Below are 18,487 nucleotides of genomic sequence, written 5' to 3'. Positions count from 1 at the left end.
TCAAACTTTGGGTTCCCATGATTCCGTGCAGGATTACAGTGCTGCAACCCGCTCCTGCATCGCCTTGTCCTTTTCCAGAACGCCAGCCTCCATCTTTGCTTTCCGGGCAATGAGCTGTTCCTTCAGTGCCGGATCCGAAAGTGCCAGCATCTGTACTGCCAGAATCGCAGCATTGGCAGCCCCATCAATGGCAACTGTCGCCACCGGAATACCGCTGGGCATCTGTACAGTCGCCAGTAAAGCATCCAGCCCATCCAGGGTTGAGGATTTCACCGGAATGCCGATGACCGGCTTGACCGTATGGGCTGCCAGTACCCCTGCCAGGTGAGCTGCCTTGCCTGCCGCCGCAATGATCACATCTACATCATTGTCACAGGTCGCCTTTGCAAAAGCAGCTGCCTGCTCGGGAGTCCGGTGTGCGGACATCACATGCACCTCATATGCCACACCAAATGCCTTCAATTCTTCAATGGCTGCCTTGACAACCGGGAAGTCACTGTCGCTTCCCATAATAACTGCTACTTTACTCATACTTTCTTCCGGACGATTGCTCGTCCGCTCCTTTCGTTGAATCCATAATCACCTGACCGGTCTGCATATCCACCGGCTGCTCCTCCACGCTGTACAGCAGCAAAAGCCCGTCCGCATCCCGCCGCATCCGCAGGATCAGGTTAGAAGCCTGGGGCACCACTCCCGAATCCGTTTTCAGCCGATAGCAGAACCGGAAGGTGCAGGCGTAGCGCAGCACCGGATCGCTTTCGTCCCACTCCGTATCCAGCAGGGTCATGGAGGTAAAATACCGGTTCTGCATCCGGTGTTCATCGATGACCGCACTGTAGGAATCCGCCGCAGTAATGCTGTAAACATCGCTGTAATCCTGCCGCAGCATCGCTTTCAGATACTGGTGAGAAAGCTGCGCCAGCTGCGCCAGCACCGTATAGCTTTCCACCCCTGCCAGATCCTCAGCGTCAAAGGAAAAGTACAGTGGCTCTCCTGCCAGTACCGTGCGCATGGTAACTGCCGTCATGCGAATGGTACTGCCGCTGACTTCTGCGGTATACTGTGCCGTGCCGGACATGAGACGCAGAACTCCATCCTCAGCCACGCAGCTGTCCCATGCCTGAGAAAGCAGCTGCTGTCCTTCGGTGTTATAAAGAATGGTTTTTTCATCCTCTGCTGTCACTGCCGCAAGGATCTGTCCGGTCAGAGGCGTGATGGAGCTGTATGCAAAGGGAATCCGCACGTTTTCGTTGATCTGGATCATGCCGTACCGCAGGGCACCGCCTGTTCTGCGAGAAACAAGCAGCGTCTGCTCTCCGGAAAAAGACAGAGAATTCCATTCCGCATCCACCAGCACACGATCGTTTTCATTCCGCACACCATACAGTCCGGTGTCATCGTCCTGAAAGATGTAATATCCCTCACGGCCGGCAGGCTGTGTGGTTTTGCTGTCACCGGTATCCTGGGTGGTGTCCAGATTCAGTTTGATCAGTCCGGTTCCCAGCGCTACGATCACGACTGCCAGCACCAGCATCAGAAGCCGTATCCGCCGTGTCACACCCGTTCCTCCTTTGCCCCATGCCCATCATGCAAAACACCCATCAGCTGTGTCCTAATCCTGGTGCTCTGCCTTTCTTTCCTGATAGATCTGCTCCGTTTCACGCACGATGTAAATAGGACGCTGCTTGGTTTCCAGGTAGGTCTTGGACAAATACTGCCCCAGCACACCAATGCAGAACAGCTGCAAACCGCCCAGCAGAAAGATCGCACACATGATGGACGGGAAACCTGCTACAGCTTCTCCGAACGCCAGAGTCTTGATAATGATCCAGATCATCATCAGAAATGCGATCACACAGCTGACAAGCCCCAGCACCGAAGCGATCGCCAGGGGGGCTGTGGAAAAGGCAAAAATGCCCTCCAGAGAATACCGGAACAAGCTCCAGAACGACCACGCCGTTGTCCCGGCGGCACGCTCTACGTTCTCGTACTCGATATACTTGGTCTTGAAGCCCACCCAGCTGAAAATGCCCTTGGAGAAACGATTGTACTCCCGCATGGACAGAATGGCATCCACCATCTGTCGGCTCATAAAACGGAAATCCTGCGCTCCGTCCACGATCTCTGTCTGGGAGATCTTGTTCATGATCCGGTAGAATTTCCGTGCGAACCAGGAACGCACCTTGGATTCGCCCTTCCGGCTGACCCGTCGGGTAGTGGCGCAGTCGTATTCTCCGTCCCGTACATAGCTGTACATCTCAGGCAGGAAGGACGGCGGATGCTGCAAGTCCGCATCCATCACCACAACAAAGTCCCCTGTTGCATTCTCCAGACCGGCAAACATACCGGCCTCCTTGCCGAAATTGCGGGAAAAGGATATGTACCGTACCCGCTGGTCCTTGGTGGCAAGCTCCCGCAACTGCGTCAGCGTCTTGTCCCTTGAGCCGTCATCGATGAACAGCAGTTCAAACGTCAGTTCGGCGTAAGTGCGCTTCATTTCGTCCATCACCCTCGTGATCTCTGCGTAAAATAGAGGAAGCACCTCTTCCTCATTGTAGCAGGGCACGATGATCGAAAGCTTCTTCACACGATTCCTCCTTACTGCTGGATGCGCCGGAACGCAGACAGCCCACCCATAAAAATACTATTATATAATACCCCAAAACGGACAAAAAAGCAAGGGCTTTTTTGTTTTTTGTCAAAACCTACGGTCTATTTGCTCATCTGATCCGAACTCCGCTTCCTTTTCCGAACGGAAAATCCGAAATCTCCCAGTTTTCTGCCCAATGCAAAGTACTCTCCGTGCGCATATGCCGCAAGACCACACTGCTGCAAATTCAGCCCGCCCTTACTATCCAGATATTGTTCATCCACGTCCACCCCCAGAATCTCTGCCAGAAACAGCTCGTGGGTTCCCAGCAGACGGCTTTCCGTCACCCGGCACTCCAGCGCCACCGGACATTCCTCCAGAATGGGCGCAGAGATCCTCTGTGCCGGCAGCGGATGCAGACCGCACTGCGCAAACTTGTCCGCCTGGGCACCGCTGCGTACTCCGCAAAAATCCGCAGCCTTCACCAATCTGGAGGGAGTCAGATTGATGGCAAACTCGCCAGTCTGCCGGATCAGTCCGTAGGAATACCGGCTTGGCCGGACGGATATATAGGTCATAGCCGGCCGGGTGCAGATGATCCCCGTCCAGGCAATAGTCAGCACATTTGGTTCCTCCATAGTACCGCAGGTCACCAATGCGGGAGGCACCGGTGCCAGCAGCGCACTGCCCTCCCAAAATACTTTACCCATCTAGTTCTCCTTTCTTTAGACAGCATGCAGCCTCAAAACAAGGACAGCTGCACCCCTGCCTGTTTGTCTTCAAATGCATGCAGATATGCAAAGATCTGCTGCTGATCCGTACAGATTCCATAGCGGCGGCAATCCTCCCAGAAAATCCGATACAAGTCATCCGCATGGGGACTGGGCAACTCATAGACGTTGCCGTAAACACGCTGATACTGCTCCTTCAGACCCGGAAAATGCTGATTCAGCTTCCGGTAATAATATTCCCGGTTCCCCTCCCGTAACGTCAGACCCATGCCAAAGGAAAGAATTCCCCACACCCCTGCATCCCGGCAGGCTCGCAAAATTGAGCGCAGATTCTCCGGCGTATCATTGATGTAGGGCAGCAAAGGCGTCAGCCACACCACTGTGGGGATCCCCCGTTTCCGACATGCATGCAGCGCCGCCAGTCTGGCACTGGTGGGGGCTACACATGGCTCCAGAATCCGGCAAAGGGCATCGTCGTAGGTAGTAATGGTCATCTGTACCACACATTTTGTAACATGGTTGATCTGCTCCATCAGGTCAATATCCCGGAGAAAATCCGGTGACTTTGTCTGAAAAGTAACACCGAAGCCGTAGCGCTGGATCAGCTCCAGGCAACGGCGCATATGGCATAGCTGCTGCTCCAGGGGAATATAGGGATCCGACATACTGCCGGTTCTGATCATACAACGATGTCGTTTTCTGCGCAAGGCATCTTCCAGCAGTTCTACCGCATTCTCCTTGACCTCCACGTCCTCAAATGGGTGATCCATCTGATAACAGGTACTTCTGGCATCGCAGTAAATACAGCCGTGGGTACAGCCCCGGTACAGATTCATCCCGTTTGACTGAGACAAAATTCCCTTGACACGCCGCATGTGCATACACAGACCCCCTCTCCATTTAAGCTTACACTATTTTTTGAAAAATCACAAGCATCTGAAAAAAATCTAAAAATTATAAGCGCTACGTGCATAATAATAGTCTGTATGTTGAAAATAACATACAGACTATATAAATTCAAGAAAGTATGCACAGAAGGGTTGACTTTTGACGCATCGTGTAGTATAATAACATAGTCGCAGTTACAAAGAACGTGCGGCATAGTAAAAATGGCGGCATAGCTCAGGTGGCTAGAGCACTTGGTTCATACCCAGGGTGTCGTTGGTTCGAGTCCAATTGCCGCTACCATGGCCCGTTGGTCAAGAGGTTAAGACACCGCCCTTTCACGGCGGAATCATGGGTTCAATTCCCGTACGGGTCACCATTATGCATTCTCGGAAACAGCGTAGATACGTTGTTTCCGAGTTTTTCTTTTACAGTGAAAATAGGGTTTGTCCGCTACTTGTCCGCTATTCGGATATTTTCAACGGACAAAGCTTTTTTACATTTCTCAACTACACTATTCTCAAACACATCGCCCGGTTGGTGCGTTTGCTTTCGAGTTAGATTACCATCTTAAACTGCACTACAAGTTCAAATAAGCTTTCAGCGAACGTATCGCTACGGCGAATTCACAGTGTGTGAAAAAATAAAGCCTCTTCGGAGGCTTTATTTTTTTGTAAAATCCAACTCTATCTTCCTATAATGTGTTCGTTTTCCAGTATTATAACACGTCACAAGGAAAAATGCAATAGAAAATGCGAAAAATTCTGAGAAAAAATACAACATATGCACAAAGCACCACCCAAAACCGATCCATTCGATCGATTTCAAGTGGTGCGATTTGCTTTTATTATGGTTTTACATGCAGCTGAAAACTGCTTGCCACGGGCATGCTGAACGAAATCTTACTCAAGACTCGGTCTTGAAAATGGCCCTTACAAAATTGTACATATGCGCATGAATGGAGTTATCCCCATGATATCCGCCGTTCACATAGTGCCAGATGTGGGGTACACCGTTTTTGGTAAAGTTGTTATGATAGTTCTCCGGGTTGGAGTAAACCACCGTGTCATTGCTGCCGGCGGTAATAAACAGCAGGTGAGGTGCTTCCTCGTCACTGTTCCACTTGAATGCGCCGGTTACACCAGGAGCCGGGCAAATTGCGCCTACATAGCCAAACAGATCGGAGCGCTTCATACCAATCAACAGAGATTCTCTGCCGCCCATGGAGAAACCGGTAATGGCTGTGTTGTCCCGACCGGTTTTCACACTGTAGGTGCTTTCAATGTGGGGCATCAGATCCACCACCAGATCGTTGATAAAGTTGTCGTATGCCGCATTGTTGGCATCATCCATAGCGGAGCAGCTATCCTGGGTTGCGCTGGAGTAAATGTAGGGGAACACCACAATCATATCCTCAGCATCACCAGCTGCAATGGCGTTTCCAATGATCTGTCTGGTATACATGGTACCGTTGCCCTTGATAATCATTCTGTCCTGATTCTCCCAGTAACCGTGCATGCAATACAGCACCGGATACTTCTTGCTGGAGGAATAATTTGCAGGCAACAAAATGTTGTAAGGCTTGTTGCGCTTGCAAGTTGTGGAATAATAGCTGCCGGATTTTACTGTACCATACTGTACGCCAGCTTGTTCATTGTGGGATGCATCCGGCTCTTTTTCTACAACCATTTTAGAAATCATATCCGTATATTCCTGCATGGTGTATGCCTTCTTTTCCGGCTCCGGCGGAGTCTGGTCAGTAAAAGCAGTGGTCTTTTTCAGCAGAAAGGAAGAAAGCTCCTGAACATCCTCTGCATCGAATACTGTGCTCTTGTTTACGTCAGCCACCTTTGCGGAGAATACATTGTCAAATCCGCCTGCTGCCAAACCACGCTTTGCAGCAGCCAGATCAAAGCCGTCAATGACTCCATCCAGGTTTATATCACCGGGGATCAATGTCTCCGGCACATCGATTGCGCCTGCACCAGGAATCACCGTGCCTGCAACAGCTCCAATAGCTTCATCAATGTAGAAATTGTTAGTGGTATCTGCTGTTTCCACATAGATCTGCATATCCTTTGCGCCTGCTGGAATGGTGTAATTGGTGTTGGCAAGCTGTACCCACTTGCCCTGTACACCTTTTGCCGTTGCAATACTGTCATACTGGGTATCTCCGTTGGCATCTGTATACTGGAGTTTTAAGTAAAATGTATCCGTCAGATCTCCGTCAAAGTAGGACACATTGGCGCTGAAGCTATACTCCTTGCCGGGAACAAATGCTTTAGCGTTCAATGCCTTGGTCGCACCGTTCCATGCAGCGGTTCTGTCCTGTACCAACAGGGCTTCCTTGCCAGCATAGTTGGTTCTGCCGCTGGTCATAACGCCGGCAGCGCCTCTTCCCTCCCAGGAGCAGGTGTCCGCTTCAAATTCATCATGGAAGTACCAGCCGTTTTCATCCGGATCCGTATTTGCAGAGCCCAGGTCTACAACAAAGGTGGACACACTCTGTGCAGGCAGCTGCGCCGCAAAACCTGTGCCGTTAAAGCTGATCTCGCTCTTTGCCAGATTCTCAGAACCGGAACTGCGGTACCGGGTAACGCCGGAGATGCTTTCACCGGAGCCCATGGAGAAACTCTGGTTGTATTCGCTGGTTGTCTTATTTACTGCAACGATGGTAACCTGATCCGCATCGTTCTTGTATGCAGAGACAAATACGTTCTGGGTAGGCTGCTCGGTTGCGTCAATCCGCACATCCCCGGGACGGACAAACTTAGAATACTGTGCCATCATATAGCCCCGCTTAGAAATGTTTCCATTTTCCTTCATAGGGCCATAAGAGCGGCGGATATACCACCAAACATACGCACTCATATTGCCCACAGTCATGCCGTTGTGGATATTCTCAGCCACATCCAGCGCCTCCGGCCAGGTATCTGCATCGGAAGAACTGTTGGGTACATAAACCTCTGTCATCCAGATAGGCTTCCCGCAGCTCTCCAGTGCCGGGAAATCCATCCAGGCTCTCTGGGTGCCATAGAAATGAGTTCCGAACAGATCACAGTTTGCAAATGCTTTCTGGTTGTTCAAGATCTTGGTATAGTACTTCTTGCCTCCGTCTTTGACCCAGGATGCGGTCTCAGGCGCATACTGAAAGGACTCCGGAGACATGACTCTGGTGCTGGTGATCTTGTCCGCATAGTTTGCCAGGAAGTCCGTGGTTTCGTCCGTTGACCATCTGGTCCACTCGGATGCGTAATCCGGCTCATTCTGAACGGAGATCGCATACAGATCCACGCCCTGGTTCTTCATATAGTTGCCGAAGTTGTTCAGATGCTGGGCATAGGCGGTATAGTTGGACTTGGGCAAATGCAGCTTGCCCCCATTGCTGTCGGATTCCGCCAGGTTGGAAGGCGGCTCCCAGGGTGACGCAAAAACCTTGACACCATGCTGAGAAGCGAACTTCGCAGTGGGTGCTGCCTTGTTCCACTGATTGCTGTCCGGGTTTACGAAAATACGCAGGATCGTAAAACCCAGCTCGTCTTTCCCATTGCCGAATGCCTTCTGACGCTGTGCATCGGTCAAGTCACTGCCAGTCCACTCCGGATGATTCATGCCGCCAAAACCGTCAATGGTCTGATACTCCTTGCCGGTGTTCACCACAACGGTATCCGCCGCATAAACGCTTGGTTCTGTTTCAGGCATGACCGCCAGAGCCGATGTCAGCATAGTTGCCGCCAGCAGAACTGACAATGATGCCTTCAGTTTCTGTTGCATTGACATAGATATACTCCCCCTCAACTTATATGTGTATCTATTGTAAACAATTTATGAATGTTTGTAAACCCACAAAACAGCGAAATGGTGGACAAAACGCAGATTCTTGTATAAAAATATGGCTATGATCTGCATAGATTCATAGCCATTTATGCATAACTTATAAAACCTTGGACAGAAACTCCCGGAGTCTTGGATTCTCCGGATGATCAAAGAATATCTGAGGTGTATTTTCCTCCATGATCTTCCCCCCGTCCATGAACATAACACGGGAGGCAACCTCCCGGGCAAAGCCCATTTCGTGGGTCACGACCACCATGGTCATGCCATCCTCCGCAAGCTCCCGCATCAGCGCCAGAACCTCGCCAACCATCTCCGGATCCAGAGCAGAGGTTGGCTCATCAAAAAGCATCACGTCCGGGTTCATAGCAAGAGCACGGGCGATGGCGATCCGCTGCTTCTGACCGCCGGAAAGCTGCCCCGGATACTGCTTTGCTTTATCAGAAAGCCCCACCTTTTTCAGCAGCATGGATGCCTTCTCGTCTGCCTCGATCTGGGTCATAAGCTTGAGCTTGACCGGCGCAAGCGTAATATTCTTCTGGATGGTCAGATGAGGAAACAAATGGAAGTGCTGAAACACCATGCCCATTTTTTCCCGGACCACATAAAGCTGCTTATCAGACATGGCAGTCAGATCCTGTCCCTCAAAGAGAATCTGTCCGGAGGTAGGCTGCTCCAACCGGTTCAAGCAGCGTAAAAATGTACTTTTACCGGATCCAGAGGGACCGATGATGACAACTTTTTCACCTTTTTCAATGGTGGTGGTAATGCCCTTGAGGATATGCAAATCTCCAAAGGATTTTTCCAGATTCTTAACCTCGATCACTCTTTGCCAGCCTCCTTTCCAGCTTGGATACCATAGCGCTCAGAAACATAACCATTACCAGGTAGATAATTGCCACGGCGATCAAGGGCAGGAACGCCTCATAGGTCTGACTGCGGATAATATCTCCGCCCTTGGTCAGATCCACCAGAGCAATATATCCGGCAACGGAGGTCTCTTTCAGCAATACGATACACTCGTTGGCAAGCGCCGGCAGAATGTTCTTAAACGCCTGGGGCAGGATGATGCAGAGCATGGTTTTGGAATAATTCAAGCCCAGGCTTGCGCCGGCTTCAAACTGTCCGTTGTCAATGGACATAATGCCGGAGCGGACGATCTCCGCCACATAGGCGGCAGAATTCAGTCCAAATGCAAGGATCGCCACCAGAGTTTTGTCAATGTTGACCGTTGCAAAAATAATGAAATACAGGATCAGCAGCTGCACCACAACCGGCGTGCCCCGAATCACCGTTAAATACACCTTTGCAAAAAAATTCAATACGCCCAGCTTCCCGTTTTTGTCGTGGGTGGCACGGACAATGGCAATCAGAAATCCCAGAACCATGCCAAGGATCACGGCAAAAAACGTGACGATCAGCGTAGTGGACAAGCCATCAGTCAGATACTTCCATCGATCATCCTTTAAGAAGGTATTCGACAGGGCATCCGGTAAATCTCCAAAAATATGCATGCCGCCTTACTCCCTGCGTTTTATTAGTCCTTGCGAACGATAATAACCTGTGTGGAGGTTGCATAGCCCTGTGTAAAGGATACGCTCTTTTCCCGATCCGGTGTTACAGAAAGACCAGCCACGCCTACGTCAGCTTTACCGGATTCTACAGCAGCGAGCACCGCATCAAAGTCCATGTTCTCGATCTCCAGAGTCATGCCCAGCTCATCGCAGACAGCCTGCATAATATCCGGATCAATGCCTACTACCTTGTCGCCGCTCATGCTTTCATAGGGCGCAAACTCAGCGTTGGTAGCCATCTTCAAAGTACCGTTGTCCCGGGAAACGCTGGAGTCCGGTGTGTAAGAAACACGGTCAGCCTCATCGCCGATCCAGTGCTTCACGATTTCGTCCAAAGTGCCGTCATTCTTGAGCTTGGTCAGTGCATCATCCAGCTTCTTGCCCAGTTCATCGTTGCCCTTCTTGTATGCGATTGCGTAATCCTCCTGGACAAATGGATCGTCCAGGATCCGCAGGGTATCATTCTTTTCTACGAAGATCTTCGCCGGCTCGCTGTCAATGAGGACTGCATCCACCTTGCCCTGCTTCAGTGCCTGCACCGCATCAGCGCCCTTGTTGTAAGGCTCAACCTTGGCATCCTTGACCTCAGTTTCTGCAAAGGTATAACCAGTGGTACCCAACTGTGCGCCAATGGTCTTGCCCTCCAGATCCTCAGCCTTAAACACCGTGTTCGCAGGCACACCGCAGCCTGTCAGGGAAAGTACCAGCAGCATGCCGGCAGTCAGAAGTGCAGTTGTCTTTTTCATGTGAAACATTCCTTTCAATTTTTCGTTGAACATGCCTATTGTTTTATTATAACGCACACAGCAGAAAAAAGCAATATAAACTTGCTGATTTTTGCAGGTTTATCGCAACAGCCGGCATAAAAAGAAGGATCTGCCCATCAGAGCTGATCCTTCCTCAATCCAAATGCGCCTAGGATTTTGCCTTTTTCTCTGTCTGCTTCTCAGTGGACTTTTCCTCAGGCTTTGTCTCCGCTTCCGGCAGTTTGCCCTTCTCCAGGCGCAGACCGTATATAAACGCTGCACACAGGTATACCAGCAATGCCACAGCCTCCAGAATGACCGCCGGCTTCATAGCCCCGTTGATCAGACTCCGGATAAAGCCCATAGCAGAACTGGATGCAGGAACCAGAACGTTATAAGCGTTTCCAAAGGCAACGTTTTCGTAGTATTCATCCGAAGTGGCATTGACATCATCCAGCAGCTTATTGACCTTTTCGTTCAGGTCAGCCAGATCCTTTTCAACCCGCTCCATCTTTTCCCTGGATGCAGCTGAACGATCCTCCAGCGCTTCAATCCGAGTTTCAAAGAAGTCGATCTGCTGTGTAGCAGTGGACACTTCCTTCTGTGCGGAGATCTTCTGGCTGATCAGCTTGTCATACTGCTCAGATGCTTGGGTATAAGTGGTGTTTACATTGTCCGTGCCATTGCCGAAAATCAGAATGCTGTCCTTTTCGTACTTGTCGATGGATTCTGTAATGGTATCCAACCGCTCCTGGGAAATGTTTCTCTTCCGCCTGAGTGAATCCACCCGGTACTGATAATAGGTCATCAGCGCCTGCCGATCCTTGGTTACATTGTTGACTGTAATGTAGGAGGAGATCAGATCCAAATCCATGCTTTCAATGGTCTCCACGGCAGAAGACAGGTCAGCAAAGGTGTAGCCGGTCTTGTTGGAACGGAACCGGGTGGTATCCTCCTCAGCCAGCTGATCCAGATAATCTGCCAGCGTAGTCAGTGTGGTGCTGAACACATCTACTGCTTCTGCATAGTCGTATGTGCTGTAATCAATTGCTGCAATGGCGCTGCCCAGCGCCTTGTTGTAGCCGTAAACCTCAAAGAAATAGCTCCGGTAGCAATCCAGCATCTGATTCAGAACCTGTACAGCCTCATCACTGCTGTAGCTGGTATCGCTATAGTCAAAAATAACCTGGTACTGTGTGGAATAATAGGATACATCCAGCATAGCCTGTGCAGCAGCCAGTGCACCATTGGTTGCATTTTGGTACACATTCTGGTAGGTGATGATCCGATCCATCGCATCTGATGGAATGATACCATTTACGCTCAGACCGGCACGAACGGACTCCAGCTCATCAGTCGGGCGACCAAGCTGGGTCAGGGCATTCTGGATCACCTCCGGATTGCAGAGACTATCCTTTACATTAAAATCCTTTCCAGCAGGATCCTTGCCCTGTTCGATGCCCTTATAGGTAAAGCTCACCAAAGCAGAGGTGCGCTTATTCTGGTCAGAAGCAAACAGTGCGCTGAACAGAATAGAGAAGATGCCCAACAGAATGGCAGCGGCAATCCAAAGAATAAAGAACCGCTTGAGTCCTCTCCAGATACTGAACACGGATATTACAACCTCGGATTTTCCTTCCTGTTCCATTTGAAGTGTAACGTTAATATCTTTTTTTTCATCCATATCTCCGATTCCTCCTAAATCGACGTGATAAGCAACAAACAAAGTAATTATAGCATACGTCGGATGAAAAGTAAAGCACTTTTCATGAAAAATCCAGATGAATCCTCCATCAGAGCCACTGCACAAAGCCGGTCTTATCCGCTGCGTTATAACCGGCACGCCGATAGAACTCCAGGGTACGCTCCTGCTTGGAGCCGGTCATCAGCATGAGCTTATAGCAATGGTTCTCGATGGCAATTTCCCTTGCATATGCAAGGCAGGCGGAAGCGTATCCCCTGCCCCGGAATCCATCCAGCGTCACCACATTTTCGATCAACCCATAGGGGCGCAGTCCCCGGGTGAGATTCGGCACGATCAGACAGACGCAGGAGGACACGATTCTGTCCTCCGCATCATACACCAGCACATGATGCATAGGATCCCCCAGGATCTGCTGCCAGACTGCATGCAGTCGTTCCGATTCCTCCGGTACTGCGGTTTCATGCAGACACAGGTACAATTGCAGCAGCCCCTGCAGATCCTCCTGTTTTGCCTCCCGCACCATAATCTCATCTCCTTTGTCGCCATTATAGCATGTCCGCCGCAGGATGTCAACGAGGAAGATTTTTCTTGTGGTTTCTCCTGCGCATATCCGTTTATGAAGGATACGACAGAGCCATACTAAGACCGTGCAGTATCCTGCAATGCGCGCAGGATACTGCCCAAAGAAAGAAAACGGAGGGTTCGGCATGGCGTATCAGAAGGTTATCATCTCCGGAATCAACACCTCGAAGCTGACAGTACTCAAGGAAAGCGAAAAAATCGAACTGCTGCGGGAGATCCAGCGCACCGGCAGCAAGGAAGCACGGGACAAGCTGATCAACGGCAACCTGCGGCTGGTGCTCAGCGTGATCCAGCGCTTTGCCGGCAGAGGGGAAGATATTGATGATCTGTTCCAGATCGGCGTGATCGGTCTGATCAAAGCCATCAACAATTTTGACCTGTCCAAGGAGGTGCGGTTTTCCACATACTGCGTACCCATGATCAGCGGAGAGCTGCGCCGATTCCTGCGGGATTATAATCACATTAAGGTCAGCCGCTCTCTGCGGGATCTGGCATACAAAGCCATGCAGGCCAAGGAACAACTGACTGCCGAGCAGCAGAAGGAGCCCACCATGGATGAAATCGCAAAGCGCATTGACGCCAAGCGCAGTGATGTGGTACTGGCACTGGAAAGCGTAACGGATCCGGTTTCGCTGTACGAGCCGGTTTACTCAGATGCCGGAGACACGCTGTATGTACTGGATCAGATCAGCGATCAGAACAGCGTGGACAGCTGGCTGGATGAAATCGCACTGCGGGATGCCATCAAGGCATTACAGCCCAGGGAAAAGCGGATCCTGTATCTGCGTTTCTTTCAGGGCAAGACCCAGGTGGAGGTCGCCCAGGAGATCGGCATTTCTCAGGCGCAGGTATCCCGGCTGGAAAAGGGGGCGTTGAACCAGATCAAGGGAGACGTTTAAGGCACGCCTTAACCCAGCGCCACATCCAGCACCATCATGCAGGAAAAGCCCACCATAGTAGCAAGCGCCATGTAGTTTTTGTTTTCATTGGTCTGGCTCTCCGGGATCAGTTCTTCCACCACCACATAGATCATAGCCCCCGCAGCGAATGCCAGCAGAAAGGGCAGCGCCATGCGCACCTTCAGCACCAGCAATGCGCCCAGCACGCCGGAAATGGGCTCCACGATACCGCTGAGCTGACCAAGGAAAAACGCCTTACCCCGGGACAAGCCCTCCCGGCGCAGGGGAACGCTGACTGCCATGCCCTCCGGCAGGTTCTGAATGCCGATGCCCAGTGCCAGCATGAAGGCAGTGAGAATGGTTGCCCCCTCCAGATCATAGGTCAGGGAACCGAAGGCAACCCCCACTGCTAGCCCCTCCGGAATGTTGTGCAGGGTAATGGAAAACACCAGCATCAGACAGCGTTTCCACTTGCTAGAACGATTAAGCTTGCCGGACAGCTTGGGAGAACGCTCCAGCCTGCTGTACAGCTTATCTCCCCCAAACAGCAGCAAGCCGCCTCCTAGAAACCCTGCCAATGCCACAAGCCAAGGGGTCATCTCCAGGCTCTCCGCCATATCAATGGCCGGGGAAAGCAAGGACCAGAAGGATGCAGCGATCATAACGCCCCCTGCAAAGCCAAGCATGCCGTCCATCCAGTTTTTATTTACATTCTTGAAAAACACAACGCTGACAGCACCCAGAGCAGTCAATGACCAGGTAAACAGGGTCGCAAACAATGCCAGGGTTGTGTATGAAAAATTCTGCACAGCCTTCACTCCTCTCAATTCTGCCGGATACGCCCGGCACTATTCCAGTGTATGACACACCATGAAAACTGTGCAGAAAAGCCGCCTCCCATGTGGGAAGCGGCTTTGTTTCTGATTAGCAATTATAGTCTTGGATCCACCGGCTCACTCTCCAGCGCCAGCACGCCGAATACACAGGCATGCACCTGATGCAAAGGCTCCTTCGCCACAAATCGGTTCAAAGATTCCATGCCCAGGGCAAACTCCCGCAGTGCAAGGCTCCGCTTTCGGCTCAGTGATCGCTTTTTCAGCCGCTCCAGGTGGGCGGGTGTCCGGTACTCCGGTCCATAAATGATACGCAGGTACTCTGCGCCCCGGCATTTCACCGCCGGCTGCAGCAGCGTGTGCTCCTGCATAGCCGTAAATGGCTCCGGCTTCACCACCATGCCTTCTCCTCCGCTGCCGGTCAATGCCACCCACCAATCCACTCCGGCCTGGATGCTGTCCGGGTCCTCCGTATCCACCTGCAAATAATCCGTTGCAATGAAAATCGGATCCACCCCGGTACAGTATTGCTTCAAAGTTTCCATATGCCACAAATTGGTTCGATCCGAGAACACATGCCCTTCACAGGCAAGCAAATGAAAGGGTGCGATTTTCAGATCCTCCACGCTGTTCACCTGCCAGCAGTACTCCCGGTATGCCGTCGTATACCGACACAGCGCATCCTGCTTTTCCCGGTACTGCTCCAGCAATGCCCGTGGGTCTGCATTCTGTCCGGAGGTCTGCGAATCCACACGAAAGGCATGATTCTGTCGGCAGCAGGTCTGCTCCAAAGCATCCACTGCTGCTGCCAGACCATTCCGCCCCGCAACCCCTACCGGTGCATACTGCCGCTGCAGCAGAGTCTGGGCCTTCTCTGACCAGGGCATCAGCTCTGTGTCCAGGCATACCCAATCCGTTGCAAAATCCATCCAGAAACCGGTTTTCATCAGCACAGCATCCAACCGATCCAGTACCGCCTGCTCCATTTGTACATTCTCAAAAAAGCGCCTGCCGGTACGGGTATAGATAATGCCTCTGGTACCATCCTCCACGCCAAAACGGCTGGATGCAGTTTCTGCGTTCCGGCACAGCACGATTACCGCCCGGGAACCCATGTGCTTTTTCTCACAGATGACCTGCCGGATGCCATGCTCCCGGTAATAGGAAAACGCCTCCAAGGGATGCTCCAGATACTCCGGCAACTGACTGGTCTTGCAGGGGGACATGGTGGGCGGCAGATAAATCAGCCACTTGGGATCCGCCGCATACCGGCTCATGGCCTCCAGGGCTGCTGCCGCCTGTGCTTCACCGATCACGATGGAAGGGATCAACCCGGTGGTCAACTGCATACGCCCCTGCACATCCTGCACCATAAGCGTATCCGTTCCCGGCTCCACCGGCTCCGGCTGTAAAGCTCTCAGAGGCTTTGCATACTGCTGCAATGCAGGTACAGAAATGGTTTCCTGCTCCGGATACCGAAGCGCTGTCAGCATGCCGCCGAATACACAGCCCGTGTCAATACAACAGGTATGATTTTCCCAGCGCACCTGCTCCCCGGGCACATGCCCGTACACTACAAGTGCCTTGCCCCGGTAATCCACCGCCCAGTTTCCCCGGACGGGCAGTCCGTATGCATCGGTTTCTCCGTTCACATCTCCGTACAGGCAGAAATCCCGGATCCTGCCGGAGCCTCTGCCGATATACTTCTCCTTGATGCCGGCATGGGCGATCACCAGTTTTCCACCATCCAGCACATAGTGGCTCACCAGTCCCTCCAGGAACTGCTGCACCTGACTGCGGAAGGCATCGCTTTCCCCATCCAGCTGGGCTGCTGTGATCTCCAGTCCGTGGGTCAGCTGCACCCGACCGCCCTGTAAATATTTGAGTAATTTGACGTCATGATTCCCGGGTACCGCCAGGGCTGTTCCTTTGGATACCATGCCCATCACCAGCCGCAGAACTCCTGTATTTTCCGCCCCCCGGTCACACAGATCCCCCAGAAAGGCAGCCATTCTGCCCTGGGGATGCACATATATACCATCTGGATCCGGCACATAGCCCAGCTGATCCAGAAGGAGTTTCAGCTCTGCCAGACAGCCATGTACATCTCCGATGATATCAAAAGGACCATGCAGTTCCTTCTTGTTGTTCCACAGCTTGGTGCGGATGACCTCCGCCTGGTCGATGGCTTCCTGGGAATCCAGCACATACACGAACCGGAAGCCCTCTTTTTTCAAAGAGCGGATGCTTTTGCGCAGCTGCTGCACATGCTGCCGGATCACACGCTCTGGATATCCCCTGCCGGGATCTGCGGCATTCCGCTCCAGCAGGGTCTTTTCCGGCAGATTCAACACAATGGCAACGCTGTGAACATGCTGTTCCCTGGCAAGGGACAAAATCCGTTTCCGGGCAAACTGCTGCACATTGGTGGCATCGATTACAGTGGTTTTCATCCGGCTCAACCGCTTCTGTGCTGCATAATACAATAGATCAAAGGCATCCTCCGTTGCAGACTGATCGTTGCAGTCATCGGACACGATTCCCCGGCATACGTCCGAGGACAGTACCTCCGTGGGCAGAAAATGCTTTGCCGCAAAGGTACTCTTTCCGCTGGAGGTGGCGCCCACCAGGGCAACCAGGGAAAACTCTGGTATCTCTATACGCATTTTGTAAACACTCCCATCTGTGTCGGTGCTCCCACCTGGGGATCTTCCTCCCCGATGCCGCTGCACACCACTTGATATCCATAACTGCGACAGACATGCGCCGCCCAGTCTGCAAACTCCTGTCGAGTCCACTCAAAGCGATGATCCCCATGCCGAAGCGCGCCAGTCTTCAGTGCCGGATACTTTACATTATACTCCCGGTTGGGTGTGGTGAGGATCACTGTGCCCGGAGCTGCATGCGCAAACAGTACCTGTTCAAACGCCGGGATCCGGAACGGATCCAGATGCTCCAGCAGCTCCACCACACAGGCAGCATCAAAGCCGGAAAACCGGGGATCCCGGTACACCGCCGATCCGTGCATCAGAGTCAGCTTCTCCCGCTTTGCCTGTGGCATCCGTTCCAGCCGCAGCCGGGACTTGCCACGTTCCAGTGCCTGTATGGACACATCCGCAGCGGTGATCCGCCTAATCTGGGACTCCTCCAGCAAAAGCTTTGTCAGCTTACACTCTCCGCAGCCCAGATCCAATACGGTGGCTGCCCCGCTTTCCAGCACTGCCTTGCGCACCGCCTCCAGCCGCTTTGTATTCAGGGACACACAGGGCATCTGCTCCGGCTCTGATTCTTCAGCATCCACCGTAGGATGCTCCTCCAGCAGGCTCATGGCCTGCCGGGCATAGCTTTTGTGCATACTGAAATACCGGCTTGTAATCTTCTCCCGTGCCGGGTGAGTTTCCAGCCAGCCTTTGCCATGCGCCAATAGCTTACTGATCTCATCCTCTCCCACAAAGTAATGCTTCTGCCGGTCAAACACCGGAATCAGTACATACAGATGATTCAGCAGCCGGGACAACGTTACCTGCCCGGTGATCTCCAGATCCAGATAGCTGCTCATGCCCCACTGCGGAAACTGCTCATCCAGCAGATAGCTTTTGGTCATTACCTGATAGCCCAGTGGCTCAAACAGTTCCCGTGCAAGCGTCTCTCCACCCCGACAGGGCAACATATGAATCCAGGCACTGAGTGCCAGTCTTTGCTGTACCAATTCCGGTTTTTTGTCGCAGACCCCATGGATGGCGGAGCCGAACACCCGGGCAATAGCGGTACTCAGAAAGGATGAGGACACATAGGGACGGTCGTTCACATAGTCAAAGAGTCCGCCCTCCATTGAGCCTGCCTTTCCACGGGCAAGGTCAATGGGATCTATATCCAGCAGCAGTGCCGCCGTTGTCCGGTCATCGGACGCCTCCGGATAAAATACATAGACTTTCCCAAAGGACAGGGTAAATTGTTGTGTCCGATCCGGATGCTTATACAACAGATATCCCAGATCCCTGGCATTTTGCCCGGTATATGTAATCGTCAATAGCATGATTGATTCCTCCTTTTCGTCTGTAGACAGTATAGCATACTGCCGGGAGGAAATCACGGAAAAAAAGCTGCG

At 52.1% G+C, this 18,487-nt stretch carries 15 protein-coding genes and 2 tRNA genes; 3 read left to right on the top strand and 14 right to left on the bottom strand.

The window, feature by feature from the left end; genetic code table 11:
- Positions 1 to 33 precede the first annotated feature (33 nt).
- From purE to QVO51_RS08045, 5 genes are all read right to left on the bottom strand, one after another.
- Positions 34 to 531: a 5-(carboxyamino)imidazole ribonucleotide mutase gene (gene purE, locus QVO51_RS08065; RefSeq protein ID WP_022357978.1), complete on the bottom strand. Its 498-nt coding sequence runs from the start codon at positions 529 to 531 to the stop codon at positions 34 to 36.
- A complete protein-coding gene (locus QVO51_RS08060; RefSeq protein WP_022357977.1) occupies positions 524 to 1,558 on the bottom strand; it encodes a hypothetical protein in 1,035 nt (344 codons plus the stop codon). The genes purE and QVO51_RS08060 overlap by 8 nt, the downstream gene beginning before the upstream one ends.
- Before the next feature lie 54 nt (positions 1,559 to 1,612).
- A complete protein-coding gene (locus QVO51_RS08055; RefSeq protein ID WP_022357976.1) occupies positions 1,613 to 2,587 on the bottom strand; it encodes a glycosyltransferase family 2 protein in 975 nt (324 codons plus the stop codon).
- Positions 2,588 to 2,712: 125 nt separating this feature from the next.
- Positions 2,713 to 3,300, bottom strand: coding sequence for a flavin reductase family protein (locus tag QVO51_RS08050; RefSeq protein ID WP_022357975.1), 588 nt, complete (start codon positions 3,298 to 3,300; stop codon positions 2,713 to 2,715).
- Positions 3,301 to 3,332: 32 nt separating this feature from the next.
- The gene (locus tag QVO51_RS08045; protein WP_022357974.1) at positions 3,333 to 4,202 is read right to left on the bottom strand and encodes an SPL family radical SAM protein; all 870 of its coding nucleotides are present in this window, start codon (positions 4,200 to 4,202) and stop codon (positions 3,333 to 3,335) included.
- Between the two features lie 230 nt (positions 4,203 to 4,432).
- On the opposite strand from QVO51_RS08045, the gene QVO51_RS08040 reads away from it, so the two are divergent.
- Both QVO51_RS08040 and QVO51_RS08035 read left to right on the top strand, forming a co-directional pair.
- Positions 4,433 to 4,509 (top strand) — tRNA-Met (locus QVO51_RS08040).
- A gap of 1 nt (position 4,510) precedes the next feature.
- A tRNA-Glu gene (locus QVO51_RS08035) sits at positions 4,511 to 4,585 on the top strand.
- 527 nt (positions 4,586 to 5,112) lie between these two features.
- Here QVO51_RS08035 and QVO51_RS08030 read toward each other — a convergent pair.
- The 6 genes from QVO51_RS08030 to QVO51_RS08005 form a co-directional block, all read right to left on the bottom strand.
- On the bottom strand, positions 5,113 to 7,980 hold the full coding sequence (locus QVO51_RS08030; protein WP_288168023.1) for a carbohydrate binding domain-containing protein: 2,868 nt from the start codon (positions 7,978 to 7,980) through the stop codon (positions 5,113 to 5,115).
- 160 nt (positions 7,981 to 8,140) lie between these two features.
- The gene (locus QVO51_RS08025; protein ID WP_022357972.1) at positions 8,141 to 8,866 is read right to left on the bottom strand and encodes an amino acid ABC transporter ATP-binding protein; all 726 of its coding nucleotides are present in this window, start codon (positions 8,864 to 8,866) and stop codon (positions 8,141 to 8,143) included.
- Complete coding sequence (locus QVO51_RS08020) at positions 8,853 to 9,554, bottom strand: amino acid ABC transporter permease (protein ID WP_022357971.1); 702 nt, start codon at positions 9,552 to 9,554, stop codon at positions 8,853 to 8,855. The genes QVO51_RS08025 and QVO51_RS08020 overlap by 14 nt, the downstream gene beginning before the upstream one ends.
- A 23-nt stretch (positions 9,555 to 9,577) precedes the next feature.
- On the bottom strand, positions 9,578 to 10,360 hold the full coding sequence (locus tag QVO51_RS08015) for a transporter substrate-binding domain-containing protein (RefSeq protein ID WP_015558807.1): 783 nt from the start codon (positions 10,358 to 10,360) through the stop codon (positions 9,578 to 9,580).
- A gap of 169 nt (positions 10,361 to 10,529) precedes the next feature.
- A complete protein-coding gene (locus QVO51_RS08010; protein WP_022357970.1) occupies positions 10,530 to 12,044 on the bottom strand; it encodes a hypothetical protein in 1,515 nt (504 codons plus the stop codon).
- 109 nt (positions 12,045 to 12,153) lie between these two features.
- Positions 12,154 to 12,588 carry a GNAT family N-acetyltransferase gene (locus QVO51_RS08005; RefSeq protein ID WP_022357969.1) on the bottom strand — a complete coding sequence of 145 codons (435 nt, stop codon included), beginning with the start codon at positions 12,586 to 12,588 and terminating at the stop codon, positions 12,154 to 12,156.
- Between the two features lie 184 nt (positions 12,589 to 12,772).
- Between QVO51_RS08005 and sigG the strand changes: the two genes are divergently transcribed.
- The gene (sigG, locus tag QVO51_RS08000; protein ID WP_015558804.1) at positions 12,773 to 13,546 is read left to right on the top strand and encodes an RNA polymerase sporulation sigma factor SigG; all 774 of its coding nucleotides are present in this window, start codon (positions 12,773 to 12,775) and stop codon (positions 13,544 to 13,546) included.
- An 8-nt stretch (positions 13,547 to 13,554) separates the two neighbouring features.
- Here sigG and QVO51_RS07995 read toward each other — a convergent pair whose 3' ends face one another.
- The 3 genes from QVO51_RS07995 to QVO51_RS07985 form a co-directional block, all read right to left on the bottom strand.
- Entirely contained in the window at positions 13,555 to 14,364 is an 810-nt protein-coding gene (locus QVO51_RS07995) for a ZIP family metal transporter (RefSeq protein ID WP_041326745.1), read from the bottom strand.
- A gap of 113 nt (positions 14,365 to 14,477) precedes the next feature.
- The gene (locus QVO51_RS07990; protein WP_022357967.1) at positions 14,478 to 17,045 is read right to left on the bottom strand and encodes a polynucleotide kinase-phosphatase; all 2,568 of its coding nucleotides are present in this window, start codon (positions 17,043 to 17,045) and stop codon (positions 14,478 to 14,480) included.
- Positions 17,036 to 18,415 (bottom strand): 3' terminal RNA ribose 2'-O-methyltransferase Hen1, encoded by a 1,380-nt coding sequence (locus tag QVO51_RS07985; RefSeq protein ID WP_022357966.1) that lies wholly within the window; start codon positions 18,413 to 18,415, stop codon positions 17,036 to 17,038. Before QVO51_RS07985 ends, QVO51_RS07990 begins: the two co-directional genes overlap by 10 nt.
- Positions 18,416 to 18,487: the final 72 nt, after the last annotated feature.

The organism is Ruminococcus sp. CAG:379 (assembly GCF_000434255.1).
Lineage (GTDB): Bacteria > Bacillota > Clostridia > Oscillospirales > Ruminococcaceae > Ruminococcus_F > Ruminococcus_F champanellensis.
The sequence above is the reverse complement of the archived record's forward strand: the minus strand, read 5'-3'. Positions and strand labels throughout refer to the sequence as shown.

Coding starts and splice junctions, on each gene's coding strand:
- purE (WP_022357978.1), bottom strand. CDS start 531: ATGAGTAAAGTAGCAGTTATTATGGGAAGCGACAGTGACTTCCCGGTT.
- QVO51_RS08050 (WP_022357975.1), bottom strand. CDS start 3,300: ATGGGTAAAGTATTTTGGGAGGGCAGTGCGCTGCTGGCACCGGTGCCT.
- QVO51_RS08045 (WP_022357974.1), bottom strand. CDS start 4,202: ATGCACATGCGGCGTGTCAAGGGAATTTTGTCTCAGTCAAACGGGATG.
- QVO51_RS08030 (WP_288168023.1), bottom strand. CDS start 7,980: ATGCAACAGAAACTGAAGGCATCATTGTCAGTTCTGCTGGCGGCAACT.
- QVO51_RS08020 (WP_022357971.1), bottom strand. CDS start 9,554: ATGCATATTTTTGGAGATTTACCGGATGCCCTGTCGAATACCTTCTTA.
- QVO51_RS08015 (WP_015558807.1), bottom strand. CDS start 10,360: ATGAAAAAGACAACTGCACTTCTGACTGCCGGCATGCTGCTGGTACTT.
- QVO51_RS08010 (WP_022357970.1), bottom strand. CDS start 12,044: ATGGATGAAAAAAAAGATATTAACGTTACACTTCAAATGGAACAGGAA.
- QVO51_RS08005 (WP_022357969.1), bottom strand. CDS start 12,588: ATGGTGCGGGAGGCAAAACAGGAGGATCTGCAGGGGCTGCTGCAATTG.
- sigG (WP_015558804.1), top strand. CDS start 12,773: ATGGCGTATCAGAAGGTTATCATCTCCGGAATCAACACCTCGAAGCTG.
- QVO51_RS07990 (WP_022357967.1), bottom strand. CDS start 17,045: ATGCGTATAGAGATACCAGAGTTTTCCCTGGTTGCCCTGGTGGGCGCC.
- QVO51_RS07985 (WP_022357966.1), bottom strand. CDS start 18,415: ATGCTATTGACGATTACATATACCGGGCAAAATGCCAGGGATCTGGGA.